The sequence below is a fragment of the Yeguia hominis genome (assembly GCF_014384705.1).
In the GTDB taxonomy this organism is placed as follows: Bacteria; Bacillota; Clostridia; order Oscillospirales; family Acutalibacteraceae; genus Yeguia; species Yeguia hominis.
Genome location: NZ_JACRSN010000012.1, coordinates 18081 through 35260 on the forward strand (window position 1 = coordinate 18081; position 17180 = coordinate 35260).

At 49.5% G+C, this 17180-nt stretch carries 21 protein-coding genes and 2 tRNA genes; 17 read left to right on the plus strand and 6 right to left on the minus strand.

Going from position 1 to position 17180, the window contains the following annotated elements:
• Positions 1–63 precede the first annotated feature (63 nt).
• The 3 genes from IAG03_RS08700 to IAG03_RS08710 are packed head-to-tail and all read right to left on the minus strand — an operon-like array spanning position 64 to position 2615.
• Entirely contained in the window at positions 64–396 is a 333-nt protein-coding gene (locus IAG03_RS08700) for a hypothetical protein (protein WP_249319803.1), read from the minus strand.
• Entirely contained in the window at positions 351–2390 is a 2040-nt protein-coding gene (feoB, locus tag IAG03_RS08705; protein WP_249319738.1) for a ferrous iron transport protein B, read from the minus strand. Before feoB ends, IAG03_RS08700 begins: the two co-directional genes overlap by 46 nt.
• A gap of 3 nt (positions 2391–2393) precedes the next feature.
• Complete coding sequence (locus tag IAG03_RS08710) at positions 2394–2615, minus strand: FeoA family protein (protein WP_249319739.1); 222 nt, start codon at positions 2613–2615, stop codon at positions 2394–2396.
• A gap of 204 nt (positions 2616–2819) precedes the next feature.
• Here IAG03_RS08710 and IAG03_RS08715 point away from each other — a divergent pair, with 204 nt between their 5' ends.
• The 16 genes from IAG03_RS08715 (at position 2820) to IAG03_RS08785 (ending at position 13828) form a co-directional block, all read left to right on the plus strand.
• Positions 2820–3644 (plus strand): Cof-type HAD-IIB family hydrolase, encoded by an 825-nt coding sequence (locus IAG03_RS08715; RefSeq protein WP_249319740.1) that lies wholly within the window; start codon positions 2820–2822, stop codon positions 3642–3644.
• A 171-nt stretch (positions 3645–3815) separates the two neighbouring features.
• Positions 3816–3891, plus strand: a tRNA-Thr gene (locus tag IAG03_RS08720).
• A gap of 21 nt (positions 3892–3912) precedes the next feature.
• Positions 3913–3997: transfer RNA gene (locus IAG03_RS08725), tRNA-Tyr, on the plus strand.
• 990 nt (positions 3998–4987) lie between these two features.
• Positions 4988–5455: a hypothetical protein gene (locus IAG03_RS08730; protein WP_249319741.1), complete on the plus strand. Its 468-nt coding sequence runs from the start codon at positions 4988–4990 to the stop codon at positions 5453–5455.
• 237 nt (positions 5456–5692) lie between these two features.
• A complete protein-coding gene (locus tag IAG03_RS08735; RefSeq protein WP_249319742.1) occupies positions 5693–5881 on the plus strand; it encodes a hypothetical protein in 189 nt (62 codons plus the stop codon).
• A 75-nt stretch (positions 5882–5956) separates the two neighbouring features.
• Positions 5957–6592 carry a TetR/AcrR family transcriptional regulator gene (locus tag IAG03_RS08740; protein ID WP_249319743.1) on the plus strand — a complete coding sequence of 212 codons (636 nt, stop codon included), beginning with the start codon at positions 5957–5959 and terminating at the stop codon, positions 6590–6592.
• A gap of 419 nt (positions 6593–7011) precedes the next feature.
• Positions 7012–7725, plus strand: a complete 714-nt coding sequence (locus IAG03_RS08745) for an ABC transporter ATP-binding protein (RefSeq protein WP_249319744.1) — start codon at positions 7012–7014, stop codon at positions 7723–7725.
• A complete protein-coding gene (locus IAG03_RS08750) occupies positions 7719–9317 on the plus strand; it encodes a hypothetical protein (RefSeq protein ID WP_249319745.1) in 1599 nt (532 codons plus the stop codon). Before IAG03_RS08745 ends, IAG03_RS08750 begins: the two co-directional genes overlap by 7 nt.
• Before the next feature lie 88 nt (positions 9318–9405).
• Positions 9406–10320, plus strand: coding sequence for an ATP-binding cassette domain-containing protein (locus IAG03_RS08755; RefSeq protein ID WP_249319746.1), 915 nt, complete (start codon positions 9406–9408; stop codon positions 10318–10320).
• Positions 10317–11216, plus strand: coding sequence for an ABC transporter permease (locus tag IAG03_RS08760; protein WP_249319747.1), 900 nt, complete (start codon positions 10317–10319; stop codon positions 11214–11216). The genes IAG03_RS08755 and IAG03_RS08760 overlap by 4 nt, the downstream gene beginning before the upstream one ends.
• A gap of 92 nt (positions 11217–11308) precedes the next feature.
• The gene (locus IAG03_RS08765; RefSeq protein WP_249319748.1) at positions 11309–11728 is read left to right on the plus strand and encodes a hypothetical protein; all 420 of its coding nucleotides are present in this window, start codon (positions 11309–11311) and stop codon (positions 11726–11728) included.
• Positions 11718–11918: a methyltransferase family protein gene (locus IAG03_RS08770; RefSeq protein ID WP_249319749.1), complete on the plus strand. Its 201-nt coding sequence runs from the start codon at positions 11718–11720 to the stop codon at positions 11916–11918. Before IAG03_RS08765 ends, IAG03_RS08770 begins: the two co-directional genes overlap by 11 nt.
• A 131-nt stretch (positions 11919–12049) precedes the next feature.
• A complete protein-coding gene (locus IAG03_RS14430; protein ID WP_346726127.1) occupies positions 12050–12265 on the plus strand; it encodes a hypothetical protein in 216 nt (71 codons plus the stop codon).
• On the plus strand, positions 12241–12747 hold the full coding sequence (locus IAG03_RS08775; protein WP_346726128.1) for an alpha/beta hydrolase: 507 nt from the start codon (positions 12241–12243) through the stop codon (positions 12745–12747). Before IAG03_RS14430 ends, IAG03_RS08775 begins: the two co-directional genes overlap by 25 nt.
• A gap of 113 nt (positions 12748–12860) precedes the next feature.
• Positions 12861–13349, plus strand: coding sequence for an MGMT family protein (locus IAG03_RS08780; RefSeq protein WP_249319750.1), 489 nt, complete (start codon positions 12861–12863; stop codon positions 13347–13349).
• 20 nt (positions 13350–13369) lie between these two features.
• Positions 13370–13828, plus strand: coding sequence for a GNAT family N-acetyltransferase (locus IAG03_RS08785; RefSeq protein ID WP_249319751.1), 459 nt, complete (start codon positions 13370–13372; stop codon positions 13826–13828).
• A 263-nt stretch (positions 13829–14091) separates the two neighbouring features.
• On the opposite strand, the gene IAG03_RS08790 is transcribed toward IAG03_RS08785, so the two are convergent.
• Genes IAG03_RS08790 through IAG03_RS08800 form a run of 3 tightly spaced genes read right to left on the minus strand, consistent with a single transcriptional unit; the run spans position 14092 to position 15648 of the window.
• Positions 14092–15129 (minus strand): GH25 family lysozyme, encoded by a 1038-nt coding sequence (locus IAG03_RS08790; RefSeq protein ID WP_249319752.1) that lies wholly within the window; start codon positions 15127–15129, stop codon positions 14092–14094.
• Positions 15130–15133: 4 nt separating this feature from the next.
• Positions 15134–15358: a hypothetical protein gene (locus IAG03_RS08795; RefSeq protein ID WP_249319753.1), complete on the minus strand. Its 225-nt coding sequence runs from the start codon at positions 15356–15358 to the stop codon at positions 15134–15136.
• A complete protein-coding gene (locus IAG03_RS08800; RefSeq protein WP_249319754.1) occupies positions 15355–15648 on the minus strand; it encodes a phage holin in 294 nt (97 codons plus the stop codon). Before IAG03_RS08800 ends, IAG03_RS08795 begins: the two co-directional genes overlap by 4 nt.
• Positions 15649–16385: 737 nt before the next feature.
• Here IAG03_RS08800 and IAG03_RS08805 point away from each other — a divergent pair.
• Entirely contained in the window at positions 16386–17174 is a 789-nt protein-coding gene (locus tag IAG03_RS08805) for a class I SAM-dependent methyltransferase (protein ID WP_249319755.1), read from the plus strand.
• Positions 17175–17180: the final 6 nt, after the last annotated feature.

A 17180-nucleotide genomic window follows, 5' to 3' on the forward strand; every position in this document is an offset into this window, starting at 1 on the left:
GGCTTCATTTTATCCTGAACGGCAGGAAAAGTCAATCCAAAGCGCTTGCATCGGATGCTGTTTTTACCGGGGCAGAAAATCAAAATCGGTATATTTAGAAAAAAATTTGGCCGTGCAAAAAGGAAAATCCCACCGAATGTTGCTTTCGGTGGGATTCCCTCTTTTCGGGAAAACGTCGGCTTCCAGCCGGCATGAATTTATTCCTGCGCAGAGGGAGGCGGCCTTTTTTGATGACAACGCATGGTGCAGCCCGAACATCCGCAGCACCCGGATTTCCGGTTTCGTATTTTTCGCAGGAGGATTCCGGCGCAGCATAACACAAGCAGTCCCCAAAGTAAAATTTCCATCGGTCACCCCACAAACAGAGAAGCGACCTGGAAAAAGAGCGTCGCGCACACCCAGGCGATCCCGAGCTGTAAGAGAACGGTTCCGGCGGTCCATTTCAGAGATCCGGTTTCCTTGCGGATTACGGCAATGCTTGCGATGCACGGAACATACAACAGGCAGAAAATCATCAGTGCATACGCATTGACAGCGGTAAAGCCCTGTGTTCCCAAAAGTGCCGAAAGAGAAGCCATGCCGGCGTCGGAAGAAATATTGCTGATTCCATAAAGAACGCTCATGCTCGACACGACGACCTCTTTGGCTGCGATTCCGGAAATCAGCGCGACCACGATCTGCCAGTATCCCAGTCCGGCCGGACGCATGATGGGCGTTAGCCACTTCCCAAGATATGCGCCAAAGCTGTCTGACATTTCTCCGGCCATTCCGTGCGGTCCAAATTTTAGTAGGAACCATAGCGCGATCGACGCCAGGAAAATGGTGGTTCCGGCTTTGGTGAGATAGTCTTTGACTTTCGTCCACACATAGATCATAACGGTGCGGGCATTTGGCGTTTTGTATTCCGGCAATTCAATCAGGAGCGTGCCCTGGTTATCCTGATGGTCGATTTTATTCGTAATTAAAGCAATCAAAATTGCAACCAGAATGCCGATCAAATACATCGAGTAGGCTGCCAGCATGGCGTACTTTCCAAAAAACATTTCCGAAAACAGCACATAGACCGGAAGGCGCGCACTGCAGGACATGAAGGGCGTAATCATGATGGTTTTCAGCCGATCCCGGCGGTTTTCCAGCGCCCGGGAAGCCATCACGGCAGGAACGGTGCAGCCGAATCCGAGCAGCATGGGAATAAATGCACGTCCGGAAAGGCCGACTTTTCCCATAATACCGTCCATGACAAAAGCGACTCGCGACATGTAGCCGCTGTCCTCCAAAAAGGCAAGCGCCAAAAAGAGAATAAAGATGTTTGGCAAAAAGGTTAAGATTCCCCCGACACCGGCAATGATGCCGTCGACAATCAGGGAAGTCAGGACTGCGCCGACGTGAAGCGAGTTAAGAAGCTGTAATACTGTGTCTGAGAGCCAGCTAAGGCCGATTTCAAAGTATCCCTTCAGCCAGTCTCCAACCGTAAAGGTCAGGAAGAAGACCAGCGCCATGATGAGAAAGAAGATGGGAATTCCCCAGAAGCGATGCGTCAGAATGGCATCGACCCGGTCTGTCCGTGCACTTTTTTCTTCACGGTTGACAAGAACCTCGCCGATGATCTCTTCGATAAATTCGTATTTCTCGTTGATCATAACCGATTCCAGATCGGTTTGCCCGAGGTCGTCAAGACGAATCGGGTGTTTCTTCCGGACCTCTGCATCGTTTTCCAGGATTTTAATTGCGTGCCAACGAGTATTTTTGATGTTGGGATCCTGCTTTTTCAGGCGTTCAGAAATCTGGTCAATTTTATCTTCGATCGTATCGCTGTAGACCATGGCATATTCATTGTGGTGATCGTGTGCATGATGGCCATGTGTATGGTGGTGCTCCAGGTATCCGACCGGCTGATCTTTGTGGTGCTCCACCGCGTGCATCAGGGCGCTCAGACCGCTGCGTTTTCGGGCGGACACCGGAATGACCGGAATTCCAAGCATCTCCGGAAGACGGTGCAGATCAATTTCCAGACCGCGTTCTTCCACGATATCCATCATGTTGAGTGCAAGCACAACGGGCTTGCCAAGTTCAATGAGCTGTAAGGTTAAATACAGGTTGCGCTCCAATGCGGAGGCGTCCACAATGTTGATGATGACGTCGACTTCGTCCTCCAGGATGTAGTTGCGCGCAACAATTTCCTCCATGGTATAGGAGGTCAGCGAGTAGGTCCCGGGCAAATCAACCATCTTGTAGGTCTGATTGTGGTATTTCATATGCCCTTCTTTTTTTTCAACGGTAACGCCCGGCCAGTTTGCAACCTTCAGATTGGCGCCGGTTAAAGCATTAAAGAGCGTGGTTTTGCCGCAGTTCGGGTTGCCCGCAAAGGCAACATTGATGGTATTTGCCATTGCTTAGCCCCCTATCAGAATGCCTTCTGCAAATTTTTTCCCGATTGCGAACCGGGTGCCCCGGAATTTGATAATCATCGCGCCGGAACGTTTTTTGTTGAGCACAGAGACACCGGCTCCCTTTGTCATGCCGAGAATTTCAAATCGCCGTTTTACGGCGGTATCCAAGCGAATATCCATCACACGATAGCGTTTGCCCGGTTCCCCTTGCACGAGTGCAATCATCTGATTTCCCCCTCTTTTTGTTCCCTCCCGTTCAGTTTACCATTCTCGGAAACAGGCTGTCAACGAATTTGTGTGTTTGCAGTAGGATCCTTGCATTTTTTACAGAACTTTTATGTATGGACAGAACCGGGAATCTTGCATTCTGGAAAAAGTTTTTTTATAATAAATATAATAGACACAAGATTCCATCAGGAGGCGTATGGTATGCAGACATTTTCGGCAAAGATTCTTTTTAGCGATATCGACGGCACACTGCTCAATTCGCAGCATGAGATGCCCCAGGCGGTTGCAAAGGCAATCCGTAAAGTCGAAAAGCAGGGCATTCCATTTGTTTTTGTTTCTGCAAGAATGCCGAAGAGCATCCGGCGCATCCAGGCTGCCGCCGGCGGGCATTCTCCGGTGATCGCATACAGCGGTGCGCTGGCGCAGGATCAGGAGGGGAATTGTCTGTTTGAAGAGATCGTTCCGGCGAAAACGGCTGTCTCAATTTGCGAGATGGCGAATGCAGCATTTCCCAATGTCTGTGTCAGTATTTATGGCGGCGATCACTGGATGGTGTTGGATCCGGAAGATTTATGGGTGCGGGAAGAAGCTTCGATTACCGGGCTCTGTGCAGAGCAGGGATCGTCCTGGCAGGCAATTTGTGCGAAAATTCCGGTGCACAAAATCTTTTGTATGGGAATGCCTTCTGAAATTCTTCGGCTCGAGAAAGCCGTGTTGGATGCGTTCCCAAATTGCGATGGGTATCGTTCCAAAGATACCTATCTCGAAATTGTTTCTTCCGCCGCGTCAAAGGCGAATGCGCTTCGTCTGTTTTGCGGACGGTATCAATATCCGGTGGAAACCTCCCTTGCATTTGGCGATTATTATAATGATGTCGAGATGCTTCGGGCGGCAGGGCTTGGTGTGGCGATGGGAAATGCGCCGGAGGATGTAAAAGCGGCAGCGGACGCGGTAACGGAAAGCAATGATTTGGAAGGTGTTCGGCGCTTTCTGGAACGGATCGGCGTTTTATCGGCTGCTGACTGAAGTTGCGGCTGGTGATGCAAAAGGCCGGAGTGGGACAAGAACGCAGAGCAGAGACTATGCGCATCTGAAAAACGCGAAATTTAAAAGAATTTTTCGGGAATTTTGGAAAAAGGCTTGACAATCGCCCTCAAATCATGGTATAGTGTTCTGGCGCTAAGAAATACGCCTTATGCTGGTGTAGCTCAGTTGGTAGAGCAGCTGATTTGTAATCAGCAGGTCGGGGGTTCGAGTCCGTCCACCAGCTCCACCAATTACCAAAATTTCATATGGAGGAGTTCCCGAGTGGCCAAAGGGGGCAGACTGTAAATCTGTTGTCAGTGACTTCGATGGTTCGAATCCATCCTCCTCCACCAGGTTATGTGCCCGATTTTATTGTCGGGCACATTTTTTGTTTTTATGCGGATTTGCGTTTTTTGGGAATTTCAAAAAAGGATGAAGGATGGGTTGATTACTTTTGGCATCTAAATATCTGCCACTGCCAATTTGATACGAGATTTTGATTTTTTACAGAAAATTTACTGTAGGAAAGTGTGAAGTTGCGTGATTGATGATTCCAGAGAACATGCAGAAACCTGCAGCTATATGGGATTGGGATGGATTTGGTAATTCATTAGAATTAAGTGTTGATGCGAATATGCAAAACATGATGGGGAAAAAGTATCGACACCATTGTGTGTTAGGTCAAACAGGAGTAATATAGGGCACAGAAAGGGTTTTCCGTAATCACTTTTGGACATTATAAAAGAAATGCTTGACGAAGGAAAAATGGTTTGCTTCAGTTGAAGATTTTTCTTTAAAACTTGCAGATATTTGCAAGTTGCATCTTAGTAAATCGGATTTTGGTTTTTGTTTTATTGCAACACAAGCGTTGCACTTATTGACAGATCTCAAGATGGTAAGAAAGAATGAGTAGTTTCTTCCTTTGGTACTGAGAGAGGGCGGTGGTTTATCGTTAGAATTTATCTTGCCTTCTTCTAAATCCTTTGAGCACCCAAAGCAAACCTTTTATCTGTGGGTACCAAATTATTTATAAAGGTATGGCAAGAGCCGATAGGATGTGTTTACAAAAAAACCTATATCGATCAGATTGTATACATACAAGATGTAAAGGAAATTACGTCTTTTCCATATTCAGTTGCCCTGCAATAGTAGGCATCTAAAGTGTCCATCCTTTTCACCCACAAACCCGCATAGCGTTTAACCTTGTGGGTTTGTATCATCTGCAAATAAAAACCTTGAGAATCCTTTTCAGACGTTAACAAATGGGGATATAAGGAGTCACAATTAGTATGAAAACTTCGGGATATTTTTTGTATTTTGATTTTGTAAGGAGAAACTGAAAAATGCTTCCATTTTTATCTAAAATTCAAGAGCAAGGTCATGATATTGAATTTGCATATGCAAGAACCGCGACTCCAGAATCCTATTCTGAGGAGCGGCATTTCATCATTGCATTGCTAAAAAACAGAGCGGACAGCAGTTATTGTTTAAAATATTATATTTGCAAATGGAGAGAAAGCTCTACACGTGCAGAAGATCAATTTTTACTTAATGAGCCCCAAAGGGCTTCCTTGCTGGCAGAAAGAGCGAATAAGGTTTATTCAAGCAATGATGTACAGAGGATAGAGGGTTTTGACGGTTACATGTGTTATTTTTATCAAAAAAATCAAGTGGTTTATTCTTGGTGGGGAGCCTGTCCAGATAGGTGGGTCGAGATGGAAAACATTGTGAAGGAATTGATCAATGAAATACCATATCCTACGCCATTGCATAAGGTAGACTTTGTTGCAGTTCGTCAGGGGAAGGAGTGATTCTGTAAAAGCTGATTTTATGTAATTTCGTATTGGCTCTGCCAGTGAAAACGGTGGCCAAAAACTATTGCGTACCCCAAAAGAGATTGCATGAATTTTCAGCACAAAAATGTTTCTTTTTGCGGAAAAATTTGAACTACCGCCCCGGTATCTTTCGGCAGCTTTTGAGAGAGGGTTTCTCCAAAAAGCTGTCTTTTTCGTTTCTACGGCGGGTGGCGTCAAAAGGCCTGTTCGTCTTTGGGACGATGTGCGGCGGTTGCGCTGGGAATGATGCTCTTTGGCGCCGTCGGAACCGGTGCGTTTCCGGCTGCATATTTTGGGATCCCGAAACGGTTCAGCGTATTTGCTGCGGCCGGGTTTGTTGCAATTTTAGGAATTGCGCTTTATAACGGGACGGTTTGCGGCAATAAAGAAAGATCCGCTTGACAAAAAAACGCAAAACATGTAGAATAACAAGTGTTATCAATAACGATGTGTTATTTTTTACAAGGAGAGCTTCAAATGCCGGCAAGCAGGAAAATTACACGGAAAGAAATTGTAGACGGCGCTTTTGCGGTGCTTCGGGAAGGCGGATTTTCTGCGGTGAACGCCAGAAGCGTCGCGCAAAAATTGGGCTGTTCCACGCAGCCGATTTATCTTTCTTTTCAAAACATGGAGGCATTAAAAGCCGAACTGACGGCGCGCGCGATTCAGGAACACACCGAACGCGTCACGGCAGCGATCTGCGGCAATCACGGCTCCCACAGCCACTACAGTGATTATGGAATTGGCTTCGTGCGCTTTGCCGAGCAGGAAAAACAGCTGTTTCGCTGGCTGTATCTGGGGGAGGGGCAGAACGAAATTCATGACGAGGATGTTTTGCTTCCGGAAATTCTCCGAACGATATCGCAGGAATACGGCTATGAGGAGGCAGTTGCGCGACAGATTCATCGCGATATGACATTTTATTCTTACGGACTTGCCATTTTGGCGAATATCGGCCGGCTGCATGTTACAGATGAAGAGTTGATTCGTGCATTTAAACGGGAATTTTTGGCGCTGACTTCTATTTACGGTCCGCCGCCTAAACAACAGGATTCTCTGAAATCATGTTCGATTTCATCAGGACCCACTGGGAGGAATGATTTGAAAAAATGATTCTTCTCAGTGGGAATTGTCGGTTTGTTGGACAAAACACCAGGCAAAGTGCTTGCAGTCCAGAAACTGAAATTTACATAGAACGACTGCAAACCCTAGAACGCAAGCCCGGCCTTTCCGGCACATGGGAATTTCATCCAAGATAGAAGCAGCTGTAGAAAAGCGCGGATGACTTTTTAGAGAGAAAAATCGAGACCGCAGCGCGATTTGAAAGTGGGCCGATCTTTGCCCGCAGTGGGTGTTTCGGCCTGTGCGCAAGGCGGCTTGGGCAAGCCAGGACTTGCCCGCCCTGCGGCAGAAAAGAATTTTGTGCGGAGCTTTACAGGACAAACCACGCGGATCAATAAAAGATCTGGAATCTTGCGGTTCGCGTTCAAATAGAACGACGAAGGAAGCAATACAGACAGGAGGAAGACAGTATGCTGACCATTGAACATTTGACCAAACTTTACGGAGAGAAAAAGGCTGTGGACGATTTGAGTCTGCAAATCCAGTCCGGCGAAATCTATGGCTTTATCGGTCATAACGGCGCGGGAAAAACAACGACCCTGAAATGCACGGTGGGCATTCTGCAGTTTGATGCGGGCGAGATTCGGATTGACGGAAAGTCCATTTGGGAAGATCCGCTTGCCTGTAAACGGGAACTCGCCTATATTCCGGACAACCCGGATTTGTATGAATATCTGTCGGGAATCAAATACCTGAATTTCATCGGCGATATATTCGGCGTGAGCGCGGCGGACCGACAGGCACGGATTCGGGATTACGCGGATCGGTTTGAACTGACGAGCGATCTTGCACAGCCGATTGCGGCGTATTCGCACGGCATGAAGCAGAAGCTGGCGATTATTGCTGCGTGGCTGCATCAGCCGAAGCTGATTATCATGGATGAACCGTTTGTCGGGCTCGATCCGAAAGCGGCGCATTTGCTCAAAGGCATGATGCGCGAACTTTGTGATGCAGGCGGTGCAATTTTCTTTTCTACGCATGTCCTCGAAGTAGCAGAAAAGCTTTGTGACAAGGTGGCTATTATCAAAGGCGGAAAGCTGATCCGTTCCGGAACGATGGAAGAGGTCAAGGGCGACGACTCTCTGGAACAGGTCTTTTTGGAACTGGAGGGAGAATCATGCTGAAGGTCCTTTTAAAAAAGCAGATGACAGAAATTTTCCGAAGCTATTTTTATGACCCGAAGAAAAATCGGGCGCGTTCCAAGGGCGCGACACTTGCGTATATCCTGCTTTTCATTGTGTTGATGGTGGGCCTTCTCGGCGGGATGTTTTCCTATCTTTCGTATTCTGTCTGCGGCGCGATGGCGGCTGCGGGAATGGACTGGCTGTATTTTGCGATTATGGGTTTGCTCTCCATTTTGTTGGGCGCGTTTGGCAGCGTGTTCAATACCTATTCGGGCCTTTATCTTGCCAAAGATAATGACCTTCTGCTTTCGATGCCGATTCCGGTAAAGGTGATCATGACTGCCAGACTGCTCGGCGTGTACCTGATGGGCCTGATGTATTCCGGCGTGGTGATCCTTCCGGCGGTGATCGTTTATTGGGTTATGGTTTCGGCAAGCGCCGGCGTGATTTTCGGTTCTTTGCTTCTTCTGCTGCTGGTTTCCATTTTTGTGTTGACGCTTTCCGCGGCGCTTGGATGGGTGGTTGCGAAAATTAGCTTAAAACTCAAAAATAAAAGCTTTATCACGGTGTTCATTTCTTTGGTGTTTATTAGCGCCTACTACTTTTTCTACTTTAAGGCACAGACCGTGATCAATGATTTAATTGCAAATGCGGCTGCTTACGGTGAGAAAATTAAAGGTGCAGCCTATCCGGTTTATCTTTTTGGCAGCGTTGCGGTCGGAGATGGTGTTGCAATGCTGCTGGTGTCGGTAGTGATTCTGCTGTTGTTTGCGCTGATGTGGATTTTGATTTCCCGCAGTTTTTTGAAAATCGCAACCGCTTCCGGACGTACCGCCAAAAAGGTATACAAAGAACACGCCGCAAAGCAGAAGGGCATTCACGCCGCGCTGCTTTCCAAAGAGTTTTCCCGTTTTACAGCCAGCCCGAACTATATGCTCAACTGCGGTCTCGGAATTCTGCTGCTGCCGATTGCGGGAATCGCCCTGCTGGTCAAGGGCGGAGAGCTGATTTCTGCACTGAATCAGGTGTTCGATACAGAAACAGGCATCACGCCGATGCTCTTTTGTGCGGTAATCTGTATGCTGGCTTCCATGAATGATATGGCGGCACCTTCGATTTCGCTGGAGGGCAGGAGTTTATGGCTTTTGCAGTCTCTTCCGGTAACGCCGTGGCAGGTCTTGCAGGCAAAGCTGGAGGTGCAGCTGATTTTGACAGGACTGCCGGTGCTGTTCTGCAGTTTGTGTATTGCCCTGATTTATCCGTATTCCGGGGTGCAGATGCTCCTTACCCTCTTGCTTTTGCTGCTGTATGTGCTGTTTTCGGCGCTGCTCGGGCTGTTTATCGGACTAAAGATGCCGAATCTGGTATGGACCAATGAAATTACGCCGATCAAGCAAAATACCGGCGTCATGCTGGCGCTGCTGAATGGTTCTCTCTATGCCGTGATCCTGTTTATCGGATATGTTATAGTGGGATATCAGCTGGGCTTTTCGGGATACCTGCTTTGCTTTATTGCAGTAACGTTGGCGCTGGTAGTGTTGCTTTACAGATGGCTGAAAAAGAAGGGCGGCCAAGTGTTTGCCGCGTTATAAGAAAAATCGCTTCTATTCATAATATGGCGGATCAGTAGAAATAACAGGCAGTTGATGCTTTGACCGAAAGCAGAACGGAGGGAATACAGTGGAGCATGTGATCGAAATTAGCCAGCTGCAAAAACAGTTTGGCAGCGTCAAAGCGGTGCAGGATTTGAGCTTCCACGTGAAAGAGGGAGAGCTGTTTGCCTTTTTGGGCGTGAATGGTGCGGGAAAATCCACAACCATCAACATTCTCTGCGGGCAGCTGAAAAAGGACGGCGGCGAAGTGGCAATCTGCGGGATGGATCCGGAGACGAATCCGGATGCAGTGCACCGGAGCCTTGGCGTAGTATTTCAAAATTCTGTGCTTGATCAGCAGTTGTCGGTGCAGGAAAACCTGAAAAGCCGGGCTGCTCTTTATGGAATCCATGGAAATGCGTTCCAAAAGCGCCTTGCGGAGCTGACGGCATTGCTGGATTTTAAATCTTTGCTGAAACGTCCGGTCGGAAAGTTATCCGGCGGTCAGCGCAGACGGATCGATATCGCCAGAGCGTTACTGCACAACCCCAAAATTCTGATTTTGGACGAACCGACCACAGGACTTGATCCGCAGACCCGGAACCTTTTGTGGCAGGTGATCGGCAGGCTTCGGAAAGAAGAAAAGATGACGGTTTTTCTGACGACGCACTATATGGAAGAGGCGGCGGATGCAGATTATGTGATCCTTTTGGATCAGGGGAAAATTGCCGCAGAGGGGACGCCGCTGCAGCTGAAAAATACCTATACCGGGGATTTTATCACGCTTTATGGTGTGGAAGAAGCGGATGTCCAAAAGCTGGGCACCCCGATAGAAAAGCTCCGGGACGCCTATCGGGTTTCGGTGCCGAATACGGCCGCGGCGACAAAGTTGATTTTACAGCATCCGGAGCTGTTTCGGGATTATGAAATCACAAAAGGAAAAATGGACGATGTGTTTCTTGCCGTCACAGGGAAAAAACTGACAGGAGGTGCAAAAGAATGACCGGTTTGGGCGCGCTGATCGGGCGCAACACAAGGTTGTATTTTAAAGATAAAGGCATGTTCTTTACCTCTTTGATTACACCGGTGATTCTGCTGGTGTTATATGGCACCTTCTTGAACAATATTTACGAAGATTCCTTTCGTTCTGCCTTGGAGGCCGCCGGAGCGTCGGTTTCGGATGAAACGCTGCATGGCTGCGTAGGAGGCCAGCTGATTTCCTCTTTGCTGGCGGTCAGTTGTGTCACGGTCGCATTTTGCTCGAATCTTTTGATGGTGCAAGATAAGGTCAGCGGTGCGCGCCGCGATCTGACGATCGCACCGCTGAAGCCTGCGACATTGGCGCTGAGCTATTATTTGTCCACAATGCTGACAACGCTGATCATCTGTTTTGCAGCAACGGGTATCTGTCTGGGATATTTGGCCATAGTCGGCTGGTATTTGTGTGCAGGAGATGTAGCGGCGCTGCTGGCAGATGTGGTGCTGCTTGTACTGTTTGGGACGGCGCTTTCCTCCTGTTTGATTTTTCTGCTCTCCACCAGCGGCCAGGCGAGTGCAATCGGGACCGTGGTCAGCGCAGGATACGGATTTCTCTGCGGGGCATATATGCCGATTTCCAATTTTTCTGACGGGCTGCAGAAGGTGCTTTCCTTTTTGCCCGGTACATATGGAACTTCGCTCCTGCGGAATCATACACTGCGCGGCGTGTTTGCGGAAATGGCCCGGGTCGGCTTTCCGGAAGAAGTCGTGGAAGCAATCCGCGACAGTGTCGACTGCAATCTGTATTTTTTTGGAACCGCAGTCGGGATTCCTACCATGTATGCGATTTTGATTGGCGCCATTGCAGTGCTTGTGGGGCTGTATGTAGTGCTCAATGTCACCGTGAAAAAGCGTGCATAAAAACGTTATCGCAGTTTGGCACAAAGTCGTCTTGACAATCGAAAGATCTAGGATTACAGCATACAGAATGGCAGAAAGGATGGCGGCAGGATATGAAAGTTCCGTTTGAAGAACGTCTTCCCTATCCGCTTTTAGCGCTTTTGGTGCTGGCTGTTTTTTATGGGATTTATTTTACAAAAATGCTGCTGCAAAAACGGGCGGGCATTCAGACGCGCCAGATTGAACGCAGAAAAGAGCGTCGTGTGCATACGGTAGAAGTCCTGATGTCGGTTGCGACGCTGGGGGTCGTGGCAGCGCAGTTGTTGTCCATCGTTTTTCAGTGGAACTGGATGCCTGCCAACGCACGGTTTACGGGATTTTGGATTGGAATGATCGGGGATGCGATCTTTTTGTGTTCTGTAATCTGCATGAAAGACAGCTGGCGTGCCGGCATTCCGGACGAAGACAAAACCAGACTGGTCACGGATGGAATTTATAAATTTAGCCGGAATCCGGCGTTTTTTGGGATTTGATCTGATGTATGTCGGTGTGTTGTTGCTGTATGGGGATTTCCTGACAACAGGATTTACCGTCTTTGCAGTCGTGATGCTGCATCTGCAGACTTTACAGGAAGAGTCCTATCTCGCAAAGACGTTTGGAAGCCCCTATTTGCAGTATCGGGCACAGGTGTTTCGCTATCTGGGCAGACGCAAGCCCCAATAAAAATAGGATGCGAAATCGGAAAATTCGCAAGCTTCCGGATGGTCACACGGCGGAAATGGGTCTGGCGGCAGCGTGCCGGTTTATGCAGAGCAGCGCTGATCAAACAACATGTTCTGGAAAGGAAAGGGAGCATGCGTACAGAAAAAATGGAGATTCATTCGATTCCCGCTGTTCTATATGGGGAGCCGAGCGAAACGGTGTGGCTTTTTCTTCAGGGGCAGGGCGGCTGCAAAGAAGAGGCGGGGCAGTTCGCTGAAGTTGCCGTACCTGCAGGAAGACAGGTGCTGGGAATCGATTTGCCGGACATGGCGCGAGGCGCGATGTGCCGGGATTTTATCCATGGGTGATCGTGCCGGAACTGCAAGCGGTACTGGAATGGATGCAGCCGCGGTGGAAAACCATTTCTTTGCGGGCAAATAGTATCGGCGCATATTTTTCCATGCTTGCGCTGGCCGATCGGACAATTGAAAAAGCGCTGTTTGTGTCGCCGGTTGTGAATATGGAAAAGCTGATGCTGGACATGATGAATTGGGCTGGCGTGACAGAAGAGCAGCTTCGTCTGAAGGGCGAAATTCCGACAAGTTTCGGACAAACGCTTTCCTGGAACTATTTGTCTTGGGTACGGGAACATCCTGTCTCCGACTGGAAAACGCCGACCGCAGTCCTTTTCGCAGGGAAAGACCATCTGACCAGCCGGGAAACGATGGGGAATTTTGTGAAGGACTGCCGTGCGGTGCTGACCGTCTATGAAGCGGGAGAGCATTGGTTCCATACACCGGAACAGCTGGCAGAACTCCGCAAGTGGGAGCAGAAGAATCTTGCTTGCTAAATGCAGTCCGTGACCTGCTTACAACGGTTTGAAACGCCAGAAAGCGGAGGCCTTTTAACAACTGGATTGCATCGGCAAAAAATGAAGCATAGCTTTATTTGGAGGTGGCGGCGGTGGCAAAGAACGAGAAAAAAGACTTTAACGCAATGCTGCACAATCGGAAGGATATGCCCAAAATGCAAATCATTACGGATCCCAAAAGCGTTGCCAAGTACGGCGGAGACAGAATGTTTTTGGCACCGCCGGAGGATTATGATCATGTGATGAAACGAATTCCTTCCGGCCGGGTCATTACAGTGGGAAAAATCCGCGAATTCTTTGCCCAAAAGAATGGTGCAGATTTTACAGATCCCATGACAGCGGGGATTTTTGTATCGATTGCCGCCTGGGCAAGCGTCCAGCGAGCTGAGGATCCGACGCCGTATTGGAGGACGCTTAAGGCAAACGGCGAGTTAAACGAAAAGTATCCCGGCGGCATCGAGGCGCAACGAGAAAAGCTGGAGCAAGAAGGCCATACGATTTTGGAAAGAGGCCGGAAAATTAAAAAATATTTCGTGAAAAATTATGCGGATGTCCTGTTCGATTTGGATGCATCCGTCTAATACAGAGGGGAGGCGGCTGCATGCCGGTTCAAATTGTCAGGCTGTCGGATTGCCCGGAAAAAATGGAGCAGGCGGCGCAATGGTTCCACGAAAAGTGGAAGATTCCGATTGGTGCGTATCGGGAAAGTATGGAAGCGTGCCTGCAAGGCGTTCATCCGGTTCCGCAGTGGTATCTGGGTATGGAAGGCGACCGGATGATTGCGGGCTTAGGCGTGATTGAAAACGACTTTCACGTCAGGAAAGACCTTGCCCCCAATCTCTGTGCCGTATATACGGAACCGGAGAAGCGCTGCCAAGGAATTGCAGGCGCATTGCTGCAGTATGCGTGCGACGATATGAAAAGGCAGGGGATTGATACCCTGTATCTGCTCACAGACCATACCGGTTTTTACGAGCGGTATGGATTCCAGTTCCTCTGCATGGTGCAGCAGGAAGGCGCACATGCAGAGATGACAAGACTATATGTCCACAAAGCATGAAATCCGGAATCAGCGCCCCTTGTCGCATGTGGTCAACCGGCAGGCCGGGTATTAAAAAAGGTATGAAAAAGCCAGCGTCTGAACAACGCTGGCTTTCTTTTTGCTGTTTTCCACACGGGGAAACTCCGTACTGCGCTTTCCGGCAAGCGTCCAGCGGCCGGCTGGCATGCCGCGCTTTCAGAGAAGCCAGTATCTTGCTTAAGGCGCCCGCACATGTCGGTGGTTGCTGCCGCCTTTATCAGCTGTATGCCGATTTGCTTTTCTCAGATTGTCAGATAGCTTTTGTCAAAATAAAGATAGGCTTCCGACCCGCGAAGCTCGACATGCAGCCAGCCGTTCGGCAGAATGGAGATCACCGTAAAGCGTTCTCCTTTTCCAATCTGATAAAGCACCTTCCCTTCTAAAGACGGCGTTTCCCGCACATTGACCGCTGTCCCATTGCAAATTCCGGCCTTATATGCGCTTAGACCCTTTCGGCTCAGGTATTGATTGCTCATAAAGCCCGTTTGCGTTCCATGCCGGACCTTCGACCAGCCCCAGCCGTCATCGAGCAGCCAGACAACCGTTGTGCCTTCCGGCAGCGTCTTGAGAATTTTGGCGCCCGTATGGGCGTCTTCCCGCAGGTTGACCCAATCTCCGGTCACCCGGCAGCTTTTCTCTGCTTTCGGATTTTCTGCTTTCGGCTTTTCCGCCGTGACACCGGATGCCTCATACAGATAATTTTGATCGACCGTGCCCGTAAATCCGGCTACTGTTTTGCTTCGCAAGAGGTTGGTGCTGCCTCCAAACTGCCACATCTGACAATCTGACGGCTTTTGGCTGCCCCATGATGCGATCCACAGTGCATATTTCGGGAACAGGGTCTTTGCGTCCATCCGGTCGCGGATCCAGTATTCGCCGGTATAGACCCCCGCACGGTAGCCGGCTGCTTCTACCGCTTCGCACCAGGCTTTGACAATTCCGGTCAGGGCGCTGCGGCTGAGTGCCTGCTGGCTTTTGTCTTCGACATCCAGGTAGCACGGCAGGGAAAACTGTTTTCCCCGGATGCATTGCAGGAAAAATGCCGCTTCTTTCCGGGCTTCCGCTTCCGTTGTGGCATAGCTGTAATGATATGCCCCCAACGGAATTTTTTGCGCAGAAAATCCCCGGTAGTGTGTTTCAAACTGATTGTCCTTCTGACCGGATTCCCAGCCGAAAGATGCGCGCAGAATTGCGAACTGCACACCGCCTTCCTGCACCGCTTTTCTGTAGTCAACGCCGCTCTGCCAGCTTGAGACATCGACGCCAAATTGTTTCTTCATACCGCTACTTCCTTTCTAAATCTTCGATTCGATGGTTGAGAACCTTGATCTGCTCTTCAACTACCGGGATCCGCTTGGCAAAGTGATTGTGTTCCCGCACTTCGCGGGTCAACTCCTCCAGCTTAACCTCTGTCACCTTCTGGCCGGTTTTGATCCCGGAAAACACTCCGATTGCAGATCCGATGAGCGCCAGACCGCCTGTGATCAGCGCGATGAGAATTTCCGTCATTCTTTTTCTCCTCCTCCGCCGCCTGGCTCCCGGTATCCCAGCGCGCGGGCGCTGTCACAAAGCCCCACAGTTGTTGGATCCTGAATGAGATTCCAAATTGAAATGGCCGTTGCGCTCAGGATGGCGGGGTTTTCCGCAATTTTTTGAAGTGTTTCCCAAAGCTTTGCCCAGGTAGTCAGATCTTTCCACTCGATTCCCAGATACGTCAGTGCCGGCAGGAGCATTGCAGCGGCAAAATTCCACCAGAAAACCGGGTTTAGAAAGCGGACACGCCAGTTGATCTTTTTCATAGAACTTCCTCCTAAAATGCATTTTGACGGGAAGGCACCGCGTCCGTTCCGCTCAACGTCCGCTCCTGAAAGTGCGGCGCCTTCCGTCTACTTTTATTCTAGTAAAAGGAAATGGAAGATGCTCCCTGTTTTGGCTGTTTTTGAAAAATGAAAGGGCGTAAGAAAAGGACAGCTCACGGTACATCGAAAGCCGTCCTGTGAAAATTCCGTTTGCAGTACGACAACATACGGCAAAAAGGGCGTGAAAAGTCGCTTGCCTATTGCAAACGAAACGGATTTATGCTACAGTATGACCAGATAAACTGATTCGGTCATATTTCAGGGGCGCATACGCGGGAGTTGCCTGCGCAGTACGGTCTTGTGCCAAAGGGCGGAATGAAATTGGCCGCTGCCGCCGTGTACGGACGGATTTGAACTGTTTCTGATTCAGGAGCAGCTCGACATCCTGTATCCGCAGGCATTGAAACCGCTGCTGCAGGCGGCTTGCAAAGAATAATTTCCATAAAAGCGGAAGGCCGCAGAGATGCGGCTTTTCAAAACCAAATCGGTTAGTTTGATCTAACTATGTGAGAAGCCATATGGAAAGGAGACTACCATGACTCGTATGATCGAGCACGGACAAAAAATGAAAACAGTCTCCAACCAGAAGACACGGCCGGAGAGAAGATACGCGGACGGGACCATCGAGACCGTGAAAAGGATCGCAGGACTTGTCTGCCGGAAAGGAGAAATCCCCTATGAACGAACCCATCGCGCTCTCCGGGGTTCCGGAGACGATGCTGCAAACCGTTTATGCCAGAGCCAAAGAGAGTGAAGGCCGCGGCGCAATCCGCGATCCGAAAGCTGAGGAACTCATCGGTAAACTAAATTATGATTTTTCTCTTGCAGACAAGGACACCGCCATGCGCAGCGGCGTGGTTGCCCGTACGATCGTACTGGACCGATTGGTATCAGATTGGCTGGCCGGACATTCTGACGCGGCTGTGGGAAACATCGCCTGCGGGCTGGATACCCGGTGCTATCGAATGCGCGGATACGCGCATTGGTACAATCTCGATCTGCCGGAGGTCATCGCAGTGCGGGAAAAACTCCTGCCGGAAAGCGGAGCGGTTTCGCAGATTGCGATGTCCGCCATGGATGATTGGGGATGCAAGATCGAAGAAAAGGGTGCCCCGGTGCTAATTGTGATCGAGGGTCTGACCATGTATCTGCGCGAAGCAGAGGTGCGTCGTATCTTCACCGTGATCGCCAACCGGTTTCGGCAGGCAACGGTATTTGTGGAAACGATGAATCCTATGATTGTCAAGCGGTTTAAAGAAAAGTCCATTGATGCAAGCCATGCAAAATTTACATGGGGCGTGAAAAATGGCGCGGGTCTGGCCGAACTGCTGCCGGACTTTCGGTTTGTGGAAGAACACAGCCTGACCGAAGGAATGGCTGCATTTGTCCCTATCTATAAAGTGCTGGGAAAGATCCCCGCTGTGCGGAAGATCTCCAATAAAATCGTTGTCCTTGAGAGAAGCTGAGGAGGC